This is a genomic window from Streptomyces sp. NPDC034099 (assembly GCF_055575415.1).
Window position 1 is genome coordinate 163,319 of record NZ_JBVISR010000005.1, and the last position, 16,198, is coordinate 179,516.

The window sequence follows — 16,198 nt, forward strand, 5'->3', positions numbered from 1 at the left end:
TCGCAGTCGGACGCGTTCCGGTCCACGGCCTCAGCCCGCCCGTCCGGCACGCGCCGCACAGACGCCGTCTTAACGCTTCGCATGGAGGGCTGGCGTAGTCATCACAGAGCCAGTCTCGGCCCAGGCGTTGCTCCCCACTCCCCTGCACACCCGGCAGTCGTCGGGACCCCTCATACCGAAGTGCACCCACATCGGTGCGGACAGCTGCCTCTTCGAGTTACGGCATGAGCTTCCCACCTTCACAGGACAGGCTGGCAGACTCGGCCTCAGGCGTCGGCCTTGTCCGCCAGGCCGACGGGGTGCCTCTGCATTTCCTCGTTGATACGCCGTGCTTCTTGGAGCTGGTCTTCCAGGATGACGATGCGGCAGGCCGCCTCCACGGAGGTGCCCTGGTCGACAAGTTCGCGGGCGCGGGCCGCGATGCGCAACTGGTAGCGGGAGTAGCGGCGGTGGCCGCCCTCCGAGCGGAGCGGCGTGATCAGCCGGGCCTCCCCGACGGCCCGCAGGAAAGCGGGGGTCGTGCCGAGCATCTCGGCCGCCCGCCCCATGGTGTAGGCGGGGTACCGTCGAGGTGCCCGAGGGGGACGGAGCCGGGACATCCTCGTCCTCGTCGTGCTGGTCCGGGGAGGGATTGTCGCTCGGCTTCTCCATCGGCTTGCCTGTCGGCTTCCGTGGTCCACAAAGCTGAGCGCCACCGCGTCAATCTCCCCGCGCTCCGGGTGGACGACTGCGACACGCAGCCCGCCATAGGTGTCCGCGTGGACGGCGCGGGTGAAGTCGATCCGAAGCTGTAGCGGCGTGCCCGGGACGGGAGCGGCGTAGTAGGTGTTACCCACGACGGCGTGGTCGTGGAACGGGAGGCGCAGTTCGTTGAAGAATTCGGGGGCTGCAGGGACACGAGGGGTAGGTCACGGTCGGGGTTGGGCTGGGGTCAGCGGCGTGGGCCGGGCAGGCAGGTCGGCTCGTGGTACTCCAGCGCGGGACGCTGGCCGCGGGGGGCGCGGCCGGGCGGCGGGACGGGGCGGCCCGCCGGACGTCAAGGGGGGTGGGCGACGGCGGACTCGGCGGGAGGATCGGGGAGAGCTGGGCGTGGTCCTTGACGTAGCTGGAGGTGTCGTCCCGCCGGCGAGGAAGGGGCGCGGGGTCGGCCACGGCTTCGGTCACGGCTCACAGGAGGGCGGCTGGGGTGTCGGTGCTGGCCGTGGCGTACCAGAAGGGCCGGGCTGAGGAGGTGCCGGCCCACAGGTGCAGCGGGCGTCGCGGGTTTCCAGTTCGATCGCCGGGTCGAGGTCTCCGGTGGTGTACTCCAGCGTGGCGAGCCCGTCGGGTGAGGTGATCGCGAAGGCGCTCGGGTGCGGGCGGTCGAGCTGCCAACCGTGGTTGACGAGGGGGCGACGGCCAGGAACGGGTTGTGGTCGGCGCTGTCGGCGACCGGCCGGGCGAGGTAGTGGTCCGGTCCCTGCCGGTACGCCTCGGCGAGGGCGGTGGTGAAGGCGGTGACGAACTCCGTGGGCGCGGCGTCGTTGAAGCAGACGCCCCAGGCCGGCGGGCCGAAGGCGTCCTTGTAGGCGTTGACGCGCCACAGTCCGTCGTCTCGCCTTCGGGGAGGTATCCGAGGCGGACCTTGCCGTCGGGAGCCGTGAGGTAGGCGTTGCCGATTATGTGGAATCAGGTTTGTCAAGGGCCGCGGGTTTCGTAGGCCATGCGGTTGGGTGCGCGGTGCTGGCCCCGGCGTGCGAGACCTCTCGTCCGAGGTGGGCAGAGCTGGGTCGGTGGCGGAAAGCCAGGTCGCGATCACGACTCAGCGGATCTGGGCGACCATGTTCACGAAGGACGGCTCGGCCCTCGTCACAAACCAAGGCGCCCGGCGGAGGTGGTCACGTCATCGAAGCTTGTATGTCGGGGTGGGAAACGGAGGTGCCTCCCCGTGAGGCGGACTCACTTCTCCGCTGATGATTCTCTCGACTCCCTGCCCAAGTCGACGTGACCGATCCGCCCCTCTTCCGACCGTCACCCCCCCTGCCGACGGAAACGCCCTTGCGCCGTCCGGTAGAACGTGCACTGATCAGCCAGTACAGTTCAAGCGGCATTCGCTTGACGGAAGCCCGACGTGGGGGTATGTGTGCGCATTCGTATCGAAGTCGTAGGCGGTGTTCAAAATCAGGATGCCTCACAGTTAACGGAAGCCTTCGCGCGGTGGCTTGTCCAGGACCGCACGGTGGGCCCGCACGTGGAGATCAGTCGGATCCGCTCAGAAGTAGATGACGGCGCGATGTCCGCCGGACTGGTCGAGTGGCTCGGTCTGGTACTGAACAGTGGGTTCTCCGTGGCATCGCTGGTGTACTCACACAAATCGTTCCGAGCTTCGCTGCCTCCCCGTGTCCAGTCGGCGGTGCGGTTGGTCGTCGAACACGGCGACTCGCGAACTGTGATCGAGGCGGGTTCCGCCGAAGAAGCAGTCCAGATCGCAGGCCTGCTAGCCGGCACCGGTCTCCCCGGCCAGGCGCAAGGGCCGGCGGGGGGCACTCTTTCCAGCAGCGGAGCCGATGGTGATTCCTGACCCGCGGGCAAGCCGGGCAGTGCTCGTCGGACTGGACACCTACACCGGCATGACATCACTTCCCGCCGCAGCCCACGGAACCCGGAGGCTCTCCAAGCTGCTGCTCGACCTCTGGGGCCTTCCCAAAAGCCACATCACAGTGCTCGGTGCCGAAGCGTCCGCAGGCGGCATCTTGAGCGCGGTCCGCGACGCCGCCGAAGCGACGAGGGACACTCTGGTCGTCTACTTTGCCGGACACGGCCTCCGCGACCAGGAAGGGGAGAACCTCTACCTGTGCCTGGCCGGCGCCGACCCCAACTACCCGCAAGTCGGAACGCTCGCATACCGGGACCTGCGTCGTGTTCTGCGGACAGCCGGCGCGTCGGCACGTTACCGCCTGACCGTGCTGGACTGCTGCTACAGCGGCTTGGCCGGCGCGATGAGTCCTCATGGCCGGGCCACGCGCGACGAACTGGCCCGAGCCTTGGGCGAACCGGCCACTCTGGACAGCGATCCTTCGGAGGACTACGGGGACGTAGTACTTACGTCCGCTCCGCACAACCGGGAGTCCTTCGTACTGCCCGGCGCCACCTATCCGGAGGCCACAGGCGAACTTATCAAGATCCTTGAGCGCGGAATCCCCGGCATCGGGCCGGAGTTAAGCGTCACCCTTGCGTGGCAGCGGGTGCGTAGGCGGCTGCTGGAAAGGGGAAGCCCGGCGCCCCAACAGTTCGCCCAAAACACGGTGGCTGACTCCCTCTGCTTCCCGAACCGTGCCGCCACTGCGGCGGCGCCTGCTGGAGTGAGCGAGGATGCCAAGCTCTACAGCGCCGAATTGCCTGGCATCTCCACCAAAATCGATCAGATGCAGAAGAATAGTGAAGGTGTACGGTCTGTCGTCCCGGCCAGCGCACCCGGGCCAGATTGGCGACCTGCCCCGGTCGGACGATGGCGGCCCGAAAGCGAACTCCCCTATCCCGGCGACGATGCATACTTCAAGCAGCAGTACGCGCACCGACGGCTGCTCGATCAAGCGTGGGCGGACCTGAAGAAAGAGTTCAAGACGGTCCGCCGCCGCCTACAAGTACCGTTCCATGTCCGCTCCCCCGCAAGCATCGCGACCTGGCTGCACCATTCCACCGGTGACTCCCGATGGATGGTCATCGCCGAATCCATCAAATCCCTCGAAGATCGCACAGAGGGATACGTGACCACGATTGTCAATGATCCCTACGCAGCCCAAGTCCCCGGCGGACGCAGCCAGGCTAGCTACCAATTGACCATGGACACCGTGAACGCCTACCGAGAGAGGGCGGACCAACTGCGCGCCGACATCAACAAACTCACTGACCTGCACGCGGGCCTGCAGGAGTAACAACCACCATCTCTGCAGCGCGGCACAGTTGGACCGTTGTGTACCAAGACGGCATCTCATTTGGCTGGGTAAACTGTCGGCCGTGGTGGGGATCGTTGAGCGGCTGGTGCCGGATGAGTTGTGGGATCTGTTTCAGCGTGTGGTGCCGGAGGCGCCTTCGCGGCCTCAGGGAGGTGGCCGGCGTCGGCACGAGGCGGCGACCGCCCTGACGCGGTCCCACTGGCCGACGGGCCGTGAAGAGCGCCCGCTCCGAGAGCGCCCGCGGGATCCCAGCGGGGGAACAGCGTCACCCCCGCTGCCCTGCCGGAGGCACCGCCCGGCCCCCGGTCAGTTTCCCGCCCCGGTGTTCGTCTCCACCGGCTGCGGCCCGTCCTGTTCCGTGGTCGGGCGCGCGCTGAGGGTGGCGAGGGCGAGGAGGCCGGCGGCGAGGAGGATGCCTGCGGCGACGGTCAGGGCCGTGCCGTAGCCGACGACCAGCGCTTCTCGGGTGCCCAGCGCGGCCTTCTCCGGCTGCGCGGTGACGGTGGCGGCGACCCCGGCGAGTACGGCCAGGCCGAGGGCGACCCCGATCTGCTGGGCGGAGTTGAGCAGGGCCGAGGCGATCCCGGCCTTGTCCGCGTCGACGCGGTAGACCGCTGCCTGGGTCAGGGCGAGGACGCCGAAACCGAAACCGAGCGCTAGGACGAACATCGCCGGTGCCAGGTGCGGCCAGTAGCCCGTGTCGACGGTGATCGTGGAGAACCAGAACGCGGCCAGCGCACTCAGCAGCGCGCCGAGAGCGGCGACGAAACGGGGGGCGATCTTCACCAGGAGCTTCGGGGCGGCGCCGGCACCGAGGACGAGTCCGGCGGCGAACGGCAGCCATGCCACCCCGGTGCGAAGGGGGCTGAACTGCTGCACCTGCTGGAGGTAGAGGGTGACGACGTAGAACGTGCCCATCGGGCCGATGGCCAGCAGCAGCATGATCAGGTAGGCGCCGGAGCGGTTGCGGTCCCTGAACAGGCTCAGCGGCACCAGGGGGCCGGCACTGCGGGCCTGAGTGAGGACGAACGCGACCAGCAGCACGGCGGCCGCCGCCAGGAGGGTCAGTGCGACCGGGTCGGTGAAGCCGTCCTCACCGAACCGCGTGATCGCGTATACGAGCGCGACCATTCCGCCGGTGCCCAGCACCGCCCCCACCGTGCCGACCCGGCCGGGGTGCCGGTCCGCTGCGACCAGGGTGCGGCTGCCCAGAAGAACGAGCAGGCCGAACGGGATGTTGATGAAGAACACCCACCGCCAATCGAGGAGGTCGGTCAGGACACCGCCGAGGAGCAGTCCGACGACGATCCCGAGTGCGGACATCGCCCCGTAGAGGGACAGCGCCAGGTCACGCGTCTTGCGGTCGGGGAACGTGGTCGTGATCAGGGCCAGTGCGTTCGGGGCGGTCAGCGCCGCTCCGATGCCCTGCACGGCACGGGCGACGATGAGCATGGTGACGTTCTGTCCCAGACCGCCCGTCAGGGACGCGATCACGAAGACCGCGATCCCGAGTTGCAGGGTGCGACGGCGCCCCCACAGGTCGCCGATCCGGCCACCGAGCAGGAGCAGCGCTCCGAACGCGAGGATGTAGGCGTTGACCACCCAGGGCAGATGCTCCGCCGACACACCGAAGTCCCGCTGGATGCTCGGCAGCGCGATGTTCACGATCGAGTCGTCGAGCACCAGCATCAGCTGGGCGGTCGCGATGACCAGCAGCGGGACCATCCCTGCCCGCTGCCTCGCCGTCGTTGTCACGTCGTCTCCTTCACTCGGTGCCCGCAGGATCCCCAGCCCTCGCACTGCTTCACGGGGTCTGATCGCCCCCACGGTCACGGATGGATACCCCCCACTGGTATGTAACCATATACGGGAGGGGGGTATCTCCTCGGGGCGAGGTGACAGGGAGACCATGAGGGCGGGAACGGCTACCGAGCGGGCGGGAGCGGCCGAGAACGGCACCGCCGCGCACGTCTCGCACCCCGGACACCCGCGCCCGGCCGGAGAGCACTGGCGGGGCGGTCGACTCCCCTCGCGGAGACCGGGCACCTGTCGAGCACGCCTTCGCTCGCGTGCGCCGACCGCCCCGACCGCTCATTCCGCGGGCGTGACCCGTGCCAACGCATCGACCCCCTCGGCGGTGAGGAGATCCGTGATGGCCGCGCGGACCTGGGAACTCATCGCGATGTCCGGGTCGAGGACCCACTGCGTCTGCAGGCCGTCCATGACCGCGGTGAGCCGGATGGCGGCGCCCTCGGGGTCGACACCGGGGCGCAGATACCCCTTGGCGGCGGCCGACCGCAGCGTCCGGGCCGTGCCGTCGCGGATGTCCGCGTACCGCTTCCGGAAGTAGCCGTGCGCCGGGTGTTCGGGGGCGGAGGCCTCGACGGACAGCCGGAGGAACAGGTTGATCATGCCCGGCGTCCGCTCGTTGTGTTCCGCCAGGTCGATCATGCCGCGCAGGATTCCGATCCCGCCCGGTATGCGCGCGTACGGGGTGAAGTGCTCGCGGTCGCGTTCGTCCCGGTCCTCCAGCACCTGCTGCAGGAGAGCCTCTTTGCTCTCGAAGTGGCGCATCAGGCCGGCCCGCGAGATCCCGACGGCCGCGGCGATGTCACGGACCGTCGCCCCGTTGAAGCCGCTCACCGCGAAGTGTTCGGCGGCCACCTGGACGATGGCCCGGCGGCGGACGCGTCCGTTGGCGTACCCGCCGGCCGCGGTCCGGCCCCGGGCCGGTTTCCCGCCCTTGCTTCCGGACTGACTCTCGGCGCGGCTCTCGGTTCGGGGGCTGGTCTCCACAGGCCCAGCATAAGAGACCCTGGCTTGAAACGTGGCACTGGTGTAACAATTCGCTTCGGGCCCCGGGTCGCGGTGGCTCAGGACGAGGGCGTCCATCCCTGTACGCGGTCCCGCACACGGACGCACCGCTGATGCCCACGTTCCCGGAAGAGAGATCGAGTGGGTGTCACCCCATGCACGACGGCACGCTGTACCCGTACCAGGACTCCGGCATCGACCCGGCTCACCGCGCGGAGGACCTGCTCGGCCGGATGTCCCTCGAGGACAAGGCGGGCCTGATGTTCCAGCCCCTGGTGGGGCTCGCGGACTTCGACGCCCCCGGCCCGATCGGCTACCCGTCCACGCGCACGATCCTCGATCGCCGCATCAACCACTTCAACGCCCTCCAGGCCGACAGCGCCCGCGAGATGGCCGAGTGGGCGAACGCGGTGCAGCGCGAGATCCAGAAGCAGCCGCTCGCCGTCCCCGCGACCATCTCCTCCGACCCCCGGCACGCGTTCGGCAACAACCTCGGCACCGGCCTGGCCGCCGGCCCCTTCTCCCAGTGGCCCGAGCCGCTCGGTTTCGGTGCTCTCGACGACCCCGGACTCACCGAGCGCTTCGCCGACACCGTGCGCCGTGAGTACCGCGCCGTCGGCATCACCCTCGGCCTGCACCCGCAGATCGATCTGGCCACCGACCCCCGCTGGGCCCGCGCCGGGGGCATCCCCGCTCGTCCCGCACGCCGACGCCCTTGTCGCCGACTTCGGCGCCGACGACGAGGCGCTGGCCCGCGTCGTGTTCGGCGAGGCCGCCCCGCACGGCCGGTTGCCCTTCGAGCTGCCGTCCTCGATGGCCGCGGTGGAGGCCGGCCGCCCCGACGTTCCCTCCGACACCGCGGAGCCCGCCTTCGCGTTCGGGCACAGCCTGCGCTACGACGCCGGCTGGACGCCGCGCCCACAGCCCACCGACACGGAGCGGGCCGCCACCACCCTGACCCGCCCCCGCGGCGGACGCTACCGGCTGCACCGCACCAGTGTCGGCCTGCTCCTCAAGGACCCGGAGGCCAAGGCCGTCCTCGCCGAGGAACTGCCGCAACTGTTCACCCACCCCCTGCTGAACGTCTCGCTCGGCACGGACGTCGCCACCGTCATCACCATGGTCGCCGACGACCTCGCCCCCGAAGCACGCGCCGGGCTCCTGGCCCGCCTCGCCGCGCTCTGACCCGAAAGCAGCGACGAAGATGCCGACTCTGACCACCCCGCGCACCACGAGAACCACGCACGTCGGGGCGGGATTCATCAGCCTGTTCACCCTGGCGTACCTGGGCCTCTGGCTCGCCCTAACGGCGCCGATCATGGTGACGCTGCCACTCAAGATCAACGATCTCGTCGGCACCGCGGACGGGCCCGGCGCCCTCAGCCTCGTCACCGGCGTCGGCGCTGTGCTCGCGATGTTCGGCAACCCCGTCTTCGGAAAGCTCAGCGACCGGACGGTCTCCCGGATGGGCATGCGCCGCCCGTGGATGGTGATCGGCCTCGCCGGCGGCGCGGCCGGACTGCTCGTCGTGGCGCTCGCCCCGGCCCTCCCGGTCGTCATCGCCGGATGGGCCCTCGCCCAGCTCTCGCTCAACGCACTGCTCGCCGCCACCGTCGCCGTGCTCTCCGACCAGATCCCCGCACAACAGCGCGGCACGGTCTCCGGGATCCTCGGCGTCTGCATGCCGATCGCCATGGCACTGGGCACGTACATCGTGCAACTGGTCGCTCCTCTGGGTGAGTCGGCGATGTTCCTGTTCCCTGTGGCACTGGCCGCGGTGCCGATCGTCACGTTCGTGATCGTGCTCCGTGACCGCAGGCTCGACCCCGCCGACCGGCCGGCGTGGTCCCTCCGGGAGCTGGTCACGAGCCTGTATGTCAATCCCGTCAAGGCTCCCGACTTCAGCTGGGCCTGGCTGAGCCGTTTCCTGTTCGTCATGGGCCAGGCCTTCCTCATGACCTACCAGGCGTTCTACCTGCTCGACAAGATCGGCGTCGCGGAGGCGGACCTTCCGGAGCAGGTCTTCGTCGCCACCCTCGTCTCCTCCGCCTTCTGGGTCGTGGCGAGTCTCGCCGGCGGCCGCCTCTCCGACGTGCTGCGACGGCGCAAGCCCTTCGTCCTGGCCGCCGCCGTCATCTACTCGATAGGGCTTGTGCTCGTCGCGTTCTCTGGGGAGATGACCCCGTTCCTGGTGGCCATGGCCGTCTCCGGGATCGGCATCGGCGTCTACTTCGCGATCGACTTGGCCCTCGTGGCCGATGTCCTGCCCGACCCGCGCAACGCCGCGAAGGACCTGGGCGTCTTCAACATCGCGAGCGCCCTGCCGCAGTCGATCGCCCCGGCCGTCGCACCCGCGATCCTGGCCATGGGCAGCGGGGACTACTCCGTCCTCTTCTACGTCGCCGCGGCCTTCACCGTGCTCGGCGCGCTCACAATCCTGCGCGTGCGGGGAGTGCGCTGAGCAGTGGGGTTGCGCCGGCGTGCGGGCCCCAAGGGGATTCAGGTGGGACGGGCCGCCGCGAGCACCGCGTCCGTGATCGACTCGGCGTACTCGTCGGTCAGCCGGTCGAAGTCGAAGAGCAGCGCGTACCACATGGGCCCGTAGATCAGGTCGATGAGGACGTCGTCGTCGGGGCAGGTGACCTCGCCGCGCTCCCGGGCGCGCGCGATGACCTCGCGGAAGAGATCCCGGCGGGGGTTGATGACGGACTCGACAGCCAGCCTCGCGAAGTCCGGTCCCTGGGCCGCCTCCGCGGCGACGGCCTGGCTGAAGGCCTTGTTGCTGTAGCGATGCAGTTCGAAGGCCGCCCGCACCATCGGCAGCAGATCGCTCCTGAGGCTGCCGGTGTCCGGCACCGGGAACACCTCACGTCCGACCGAGTCCAGGGCGTCGAGCAGCAGCTCGCCCTTCGATGCGTAGCGGCGGTAGACGGCCTGCTTGGACACGCCGCTGCGGGCCGCGACGCCTTCCATGCTCATGCCCCGGTAGCCACGTTCCGTGACGATCTCCAGGGCCGCTTTGCGGATCGCCTCGTCGCGAGCCGGATCCCTTGGTCTTCCTTGCACGTCATCAGCCTACGGCAGTGCCGTAACGGTGCGTAGGGGAATCCGGTGCGGTGCCGGACACGCAAGGGGTGCTCCACACACGGCGGTGTGGAGCACCCCGGGGCGGCCCGGCCGGGCCGGGTTCACGTCACTGTGCGCAACAGGAGCACGCGGTCGTGCCGGAATCCTGGGCGTCATCGGCGTTCTGGGCGCCGTCCGCGCCCCGTTCACCCTGCGGGCCGCAACACCCGGACGCCGACCCGTCCTCGAAGGCGCTCAGCCTGCAGAAGCAGGAGGCCGCGACGGGGACGTCGGCCGAGGCGACGGCGATGTCGCGGGCCAGCGCGATCTGCCCGGCCTCCGCGTGCCGCCCCAGGAGGGTGAGGCACTCGTGGAGTCCGTGCAGGCTCCAGACGTTGTTGGGGTGGGTGCGGCGACGGGCGAGAGTGCGGTCCAGGTAGAGGTCCGCGCGGTAGATCGCAGCGGCCTCTTCGATCCGGCCCTGTTCCATGGAGAGCGCGCCGTAAGCGTGACGGACCGGCTGGAGCCAGGCCGGCGGATCGGTGTAAGGCAGCGCGTCCTCCGCCTCGATGGCACGCTCCAGGGCTGCGAAGGCTGCCTCGAAGTTGCCCTTGCGGTACTCGAGTTCGCCCTCCAGCATCCCGTCGGCGACATCGAGGACGTCGACCTCCTTGGCCGGCACGGCGTTCCACCGGGTCCCGGGCACCATGGCGCGAGCTGTTGCGAACTGTTCTCGGGCCGCCTCGGCCTCGGCGATGCGGCCGAGCGCGGAGAAGGCGATACCGCGTGCGTAGTGGATCATCGCGGTGGTCGAGCAGAACAGCTCCTGGTCCTGTGGGAGTTCGAGCTCGAGGATCTCCTGCCAGCGGCCGAAGCGAATCAGGACGTGCGGCAGGGTGGTGCGGTAGCTCTCCATCAGGTCGGCCATGGGCGGGCTGTCGATCCGCAGGAGTTCCGGCGTGACGAGTGCGTCGATGCGGCGGGCGGCGTCCAGCGCCTCGCGGGACCTTCCGGACATCATGGCGCCGTAGGCCAGGACGCACAGGTTGTGCGCGCGGTAGAGCGAGTACCAGTGCCTGCCGTCCTCGCGCCCGAAGAAGCGGTCGTCGGCCGCGACCGCGACGGCGTTGGACTCCACCACGCGGCGCCAGTCGCCGCAGGCGGCGTCGATGTGCGTGGACATGTGGGCCATGTGCCCACCGTCGGGGGCCAGGTTCCGCAGCCGGTCGGCCGCGGGGAGAGCGGTCTCCGGGAACGGGGACATCTCCATCAGGTGGATGTAGAGATGGTTGAGAGCCGGATGCCGGTCTCCGCCCGGCCGGGCGAAGGCGGACTCGATGACCCCGCGGGCCTCCAGAGTGCCGTAGCCGACCGGCTCCCCCGTGTCCAGGTCCCACAGAGCGCGGGGACTCACACACAGCAGCGCGTCGGCGAACAGCGCCGCGGAGTCCAGGTCCTCCGGGTGAGCCCGGTGGACCTCGCGCATGGCGTCGGCGTACGCGCGGTCGAGGGCGGCGAACCCGTCCGGTCTTTCGGGGAGGCCGTGGCGCGGGAAGCGTGCCGCCATGGCCTCGATCAGGGCCCGCTCGAAGGAAGTGCACGAGGCGGAGGCGGCGCGCGCCCGCTCGAGGGCGCCGTTGGCCCGGTCGACGGAGGCCTTCAGGTCGGCGGCGTCGAAGAAGCGCCAGGCCTTGTTGTAGTTGGGGCCCTTGGCGAAGGCGATCCCCCAGTGGGCCATCGCACACTCGGGGTCCTCGACGACAGCCTTCTCGAAGCAGCTCGCGGCCTCCTCGAAGTTGAAGCAGTACGCCCACAGCAGGCCACGGTCGAACCACACCTGCGCCTGCGGCGAGGACGTGGTGACGGTGCGGCGATGGTCGCCGAGGTCGTAGTACGTGTCGGTCACGGTGCTGACTCCGATCTCGGATGGGTGGGCACGGCGTGCACGGGCGCCCCGGGGAGCAGAGGCCGGGTCATTCCCGCGCGGTGCCGCGCGTATCCTTTATTCAATACGCACCGTACCGTATTGTAAAAAGGACCTCATGCCTCCTCCCCGTTCACCGATGCCTGCCCTTCTCGCCCTGACCGTCGCCTACTTCGCCATGGTGGCCGCCGCGGTCGCCATCGTCGGGCTCGGTCCGCTGATCACCGACGGTCTCGGCGTCGGTTCCGGTGCGGCCGGGACACTGAGCACCGTCTACACCCTTGTCTTCGCCCTGGGAGCGCCGGTCGCCGCCGTGCTGCTCCAACGCGTGGACCGGAAGAAGGTCCTGCTCATCGGCCTGACACTGATGGTGCTCGGCGGCCTGGGCAGCGCGGTGGCGTCCCAACTGCCGCTGATGGTCGCCGCCCGCACGATCCAGGGTGTCGGCGCCGCGGTGTTCGCACCCACCGCGGCGGTCGCCGCCGCCATGATCGCTCCGTCTGAACGGCGCGCCCGGATGCTGTCACTCGTGGGCAGTGGCGCCATCACCGCTATGGTTCTCGGCGCACCACTCGCCTCTGCGGCCGGAGCGCTCGTCGGATGGCGCTGGACCCTCGCCGCGCTGGCAGCGCTGATCCTCATCGGTCTGGTCGTGATGGTGGCCCTGCTCCCACCGCTGCCGCCCAGAACCGTCCTGCGCATGCGCGACTTCGGCACGGTCGTGCGCTCCCCTGGCGCACAGCCGATCCTGTGGACCACCTTCCTGGCCCTGCTCGCCCAGTACGTCGTCTACGGCACCGCGACCGCCTACCTCCCCCGACGCTTTGGGGCCTCGGATACTACGGCCCTGGTCATCCTGGTGGCCTTCGGTGCCGTAGCCCTGTGCGGCAACGCACTCGGGGCCCGCGCGTACACCCGGTTCGGCGGAGAGTGGACCCTCGCAGGGGCGATCGCGGGGGTGGCCCTCGCCTTCACCGGCGTCGCCCTGCTGCCCGCCCAGCCGGCCTTCGGCATCGCACTGTTCGCACTCTGGGGGCTGTTCAACCCGGTCTTCATCGCTCCGCAGCAGGTACGCATCATCGACCTGTTCGCCGAACGGAGCAGCCTGCTGATCCCGCTCAACACCACCTCCGTCTACCTGGGAATGAGCCTGGGCGGTCTCATCGGCGGCACCCTGCTCCCCGCCGTGGGCCCGTACCTCCTGCCCGCTGTCGCCCTGGTGCCGCTCGCCGGAGCCGCGACCGTGCACATCGCCTCGATGCGGCGGCGTTGCATGGCTCCCATCACCAATGGCCTACCGCAGTGAGAGGAGACGGGTCAGGGTATGAGCGACGTCGGTGAGCCGGCGGGTGAGGCCGTCGACGTCGAGTTGGTCTGCTTGATGACGCGGAACCGTGACGGTGACGGACCCGGCCACCGCGTGGCCGACGAAGTACGGGACGGCGATACCGAAGGCGTCGGGGATGCGTTCACCGTCCCCCTGAGCCCAGCCCCGTTCACGAACCCGCTGCAGATCCTTGCTGATGTGCGCGCGGTCGAGGGGGGTGTTGTCGGTGTACTTGACCATGGGCAGCTGCGCCAGTGTGTCTTCTGGCAGGTGGGCCAGGATGGCCTTGCCGGCAGCGCCTGCGGCCAGGGGGATTTCGGTGTCCGTCGGCAGGCTGTAGTGGACCGGCTTGGGGCCCGGAACCACGCAGGTCATGCGAGCGGAGCGGGTCTGCGGGGCGTACTCGGTGAGGGCGACGGTTTCGCCTGTGTCCTGCGCGAGGGCACGGAGTACCGGCTCGGCGATCGCACGGTTGGACGGCAGGGGCCCCAGAGAGGCGGCCCAGCGCAGGAGGAGTGGCCCGGCCACTGCCTGTTCGTCGCGGGTGACGGCGAGTCCGGTGGCGAAGGCGGCGTCGAGGAGACGGGCGGTCGTGGCAGGGTTGCCGCCCAGGAGCCGGGCCAGTGCACGGCCCCCTGTCGGTAGGGGTGCTCCGATGGCCAGAGCGGTCAGCAGTCCTTCCAGGCGGTCGGCGGCCGATGCCTTCCCCTCCACACCGCGGCGGCCGGCCAACGGGTCCGGGCTTGTGCCGTGTTGGGCGACGGGATCGACGCCGCCGACGAGGCGGCCGATCTCGTCGATGGTGTCACGGACATGGACGGCGAAGCGCTCCAGGTCCGCGGTGGTGGTCTCGTGACGCAGGCGGGTGGCCGAGATCGCGCCGATCAGTCCGGCGGCGTGGAGGGGCGCTGCCACACCTGAGGCCAGGGCGACGTGCTGGCCGATACTGATGGTGATGCCGTCCTGGCGTGACTGCTGGAGCAGCCGGGCGAGTTCGCCGCGGTCGGTGACCGTGTCCGCGGTGTGCGTGACCAGGTCGAGGCGGTCGAGGACCTCGGGACCGAGTTCGGCGAGGATGGCCCGGCCGGCCGCGCCGGCGTGCAGCGGGATGATCCGGCCGGGATCGAGGCGGTAGCGCAGCGGTCCGTCCGGCACAGCGGCCAGCGCAACGAAGACCTGAGTGCGCCCAGGCTCGTAGAGCGCGAGCAGGATCGTGGCATCGCAGGTGGCCGCGAGTTCTTCCGTCAGCGGACGGGCCTGGCTGAGCAGCGGGTGGGCGCGATGGACACTGCCCATCAGGACCCGCAGGCGGGGCCCGAACGTGTAGGTGGCATTGGCGGTCTGGGCGGCCAGGTCGCACTCGGCAAGAGCCTGCAGGACGCGGTGCACGGTGCTGCGACTCAGGCGCGTCTCCTCGGCCAGTTCACGCACACCCCACGGCTCGTCCACGGTGCGGCGGGTGAGGGCGTCGAGTGTAGCGATGAGTCGGTCGTTGGCGGCTGATCCGCTGCTCATATCGAGCCCCCTTCAGTGCGCGGTCGGGGACTGTTCGGCGACGTCAGCATGGCGGGCCTCTCCGTCTCGTCGCGCCCCTGCCGTGTCCGCGTTCAGTCACCTTACGGGGCCTCCTGCGGGTGCGAGGGCTGTTGCTGCTGCTCAGTGCTCTCCTTGGCGGTTTCGCCAAGGTCTCTTCCTGGTTGCAGGCAGGGGTTGACACCAGGCGGATCTCCCCCAGACACTCCCTGAACAGTTTACAGGACACTGTCCCATTTTTTGCACAGCGAGGTGCGAGATGTCAGTCCCCGCAGACACTGCAGAGGTGACCCCCGTCACCGACGAACGCCGCCGCAAAGCCAAGAAGGCCACCGCCGTGGCCGCCTTCGGCACGTTCATCGAGTACTACGACTTCAGCGTCTACGGCTATGTCGCCGCGACCCTGTCGATCGTCTTCTTCCCCAGTGACAACCCGACCGTCGGCCTGCTCAACACCTTCTTGGTGTTCGGCTCGGCCTTCGCCGTCCGTCCGCTGGGCGCCCTGTTCTTCGGTCGGCTCGGCGACCGCGCCGGTCGCCGGGTCAGCCTGGTCGCCAGCATCGGGCTGATGAGCCTGGCCGCCGCCTTGACCGGACTGCTTCCCGGCTACGCCACCATCGGCGTCGCCGCGCCGATCCTGTTGATCGTTTTGCGCATGCTGCAGGGCTTCTCCACCGGCGGCGAGATCGGCGGCGCGGCCAGCTACATCCGGGAATGGGCGCCCAAAGAGCGGCGCTCGCTGTACATCTCGTTCATCCCCGGCGTCGCGGTGTTCGGCAAGGCGTGCGCGGCGGGCATGGCCGCGCTGGCCGCCTCGTTCGTGCCGGAAGAGTCGATGGAGGCATGGGGCTGGCGCCTGCCGTTTCTTCTCGCGGTCCCGCTGGGCCTGCTGTGTCTGTACTTGCGGCTGAAGATCGAGGACACCCCCGAGTTCCGCGATGCCGGGCCCGCCGACCGCAGTGACCGCAAGCCGCTGAAGGAACTGACAGCCGGCTACCGCGGCCCACTGGCCAAGGTCATGGCGATCTCCACGGTGCAGAACGTCGGCACATACGTCGGCACCGTCTTCGTCGCCTCGTACCTGAGCACCGTCCTGGACTTCAGCGAGAGCCAGGCCGCGACCATCGTGCTGCTCGCCGTTCTCACGGCCGCCGTGTTCATCCCCCTGTGCGGCCAGCTCGGCTCACGACTGGGCGGCAAGCGCGTCCTGATCGTCTCCTACATCGCCTACATCGCCGTCACGATCCCCTCGTTCTGGCTCATGGGTCGCGGCTCGGTGGGCCTGGCCATCGTCGGCCTGATCCTCGGCATGGTCCCGTACGCCCTCTGCCAGGCCGGCACCTACGCGGTCATGCCGGAGTTCTTCCCCGTCCAGGTCCGTAACACCGGTGTCGCCTTCGGCCACAGCATCGGCGCTGTCATCGGCGGCGGAGCCGGACCCTACGTCAGTACCTGGCTCATCGACTCCACCGGCAGCACCTTCGTGCCCGCCTACATCCTTGTCTTCTTCGGCCTGTTCGGCCTCGGCATCGCTCTCGGTGCGGTACGCCGCAGCGCCTCTCACGACCACCTCTACGCCTGACCCGCACGACCCGACCG

The 16,198-nt window shown here is 69.5% G+C and carries 12 protein-coding genes and 1 pseudogene; 6 read left to right on the forward strand and 7 right to left on the reverse strand.

Annotation, left to right across the window (positions count from 1 at the left end; genetic code table 11):
- Positions 1-266 precede the first annotated feature (266 nt).
- The gene (locus ACZ56V_RS16515) at positions 267-599 is read right to left on the reverse strand and encodes a MerR family transcriptional regulator (protein WP_468942917.1); all 333 of its coding nucleotides are present in this window, start codon (positions 597-599) and stop codon (positions 267-269) included.
- A gap of 332 nt (positions 600-931) precedes the next feature.
- A pseudogene (locus tag ACZ56V_RS16520) lies at positions 932-1,659 on the reverse strand (SPDY domain-containing protein); the annotation flags it as partial.
- 463 nt (positions 1,660-2,122) lie between these two features.
- On the opposite strand from ACZ56V_RS16520, the gene ACZ56V_RS16525 reads away from it, so the two are divergent.
- Positions 2,123-2,560, forward strand: coding sequence for an effector-associated constant component EACC1 (locus ACZ56V_RS16525; RefSeq protein ID WP_468942919.1), 438 nt, complete (start codon positions 2,123-2,125; stop codon positions 2,558-2,560).
- Positions 2,547-3,914: a caspase, EACC1-associated type gene (locus ACZ56V_RS16530; RefSeq protein WP_468942921.1), complete on the forward strand. Its 1,368-nt coding sequence runs from the start codon at positions 2,547-2,549 to the stop codon at positions 3,912-3,914. The genes ACZ56V_RS16525 and ACZ56V_RS16530 overlap by 14 nt, the downstream gene beginning before the upstream one ends.
- A 327-nt stretch (positions 3,915-4,241) precedes the next feature.
- Here ACZ56V_RS16530 and ACZ56V_RS16535 read toward each other — a convergent pair whose 3' ends face one another.
- The gene (locus ACZ56V_RS16535) at positions 4,242-5,690 is read right to left on the reverse strand and encodes an MFS transporter (RefSeq protein ID WP_468942923.1); all 1,449 of its coding nucleotides are present in this window, start codon (positions 5,688-5,690) and stop codon (positions 4,242-4,244) included.
- Between the two features lie 336 nt (positions 5,691-6,026).
- Entirely contained in the window at positions 6,027-6,731 is a 705-nt protein-coding gene (locus ACZ56V_RS16540; protein ID WP_468942925.1) for a TetR/AcrR family transcriptional regulator, read from the reverse strand.
- 407 nt (positions 6,732-7,138) lie between these two features.
- On the opposite strand from ACZ56V_RS16540, the gene ACZ56V_RS16545 reads away from it, so the two are divergent.
- Entirely contained in the window at positions 7,139-7,966 is an 828-nt protein-coding gene (locus tag ACZ56V_RS16545) for a glycoside hydrolase family 3 N-terminal domain-containing protein (RefSeq protein WP_468943491.1), read from the forward strand.
- Complete coding sequence (locus tag ACZ56V_RS16550; RefSeq protein WP_468942927.1) at positions 7,954-9,210, forward strand: MFS transporter; 1,257 nt, start codon at positions 7,954-7,956, stop codon at positions 9,208-9,210. Before ACZ56V_RS16545 ends, ACZ56V_RS16550 begins: the two co-directional genes overlap by 13 nt.
- A gap of 38 nt (positions 9,211-9,248) precedes the next feature.
- On the opposite strand, the gene ACZ56V_RS16555 is transcribed toward ACZ56V_RS16550, so the two are convergent.
- Together ACZ56V_RS16555 and ACZ56V_RS16560 are read right to left on the reverse strand one after the other, a co-directional pair.
- Positions 9,249-9,815: a TetR/AcrR family transcriptional regulator gene (locus ACZ56V_RS16555; protein WP_468942929.1), complete on the reverse strand. Its 567-nt coding sequence runs from the start codon at positions 9,813-9,815 to the stop codon at positions 9,249-9,251.
- A gap of 127 nt (positions 9,816-9,942) precedes the next feature.
- Positions 9,943-11,721, reverse strand: coding sequence for a hypothetical protein (locus ACZ56V_RS16560; RefSeq protein ID WP_468942932.1), 1,779 nt, complete (start codon positions 11,719-11,721; stop codon positions 9,943-9,945).
- 157 nt (positions 11,722-11,878) lie between these two features.
- On the opposite strand from ACZ56V_RS16560, the gene ACZ56V_RS16565 reads away from it, so the two are divergent.
- On the forward strand, positions 11,879-13,045 hold the full coding sequence (locus ACZ56V_RS16565) for an MFS transporter (RefSeq protein WP_468942935.1): 1,167 nt from the start codon (positions 11,879-11,881) through the stop codon (positions 13,043-13,045).
- Here ACZ56V_RS16565 and ACZ56V_RS16570 read toward each other — a convergent pair.
- A complete protein-coding gene (locus ACZ56V_RS16570; protein ID WP_468942938.1) occupies positions 13,034-14,581 on the reverse strand; it encodes an IclR family transcriptional regulator in 1,548 nt (515 codons plus the stop codon). The two genes, ACZ56V_RS16565 and ACZ56V_RS16570, sit on opposite strands and share 12 nt — an antisense overlap.
- A 304-nt stretch (positions 14,582-14,885) precedes the next feature.
- Here ACZ56V_RS16570 and ACZ56V_RS16575 point away from each other — a divergent pair, with 304 nt between their 5' ends.
- Positions 14,886-16,181: an MFS transporter gene (locus tag ACZ56V_RS16575; protein WP_468942941.1), complete on the forward strand. Its 1,296-nt coding sequence runs from the start codon at positions 14,886-14,888 to the stop codon at positions 16,179-16,181.
- Positions 16,182-16,198 lie beyond the last annotated feature (17 nt).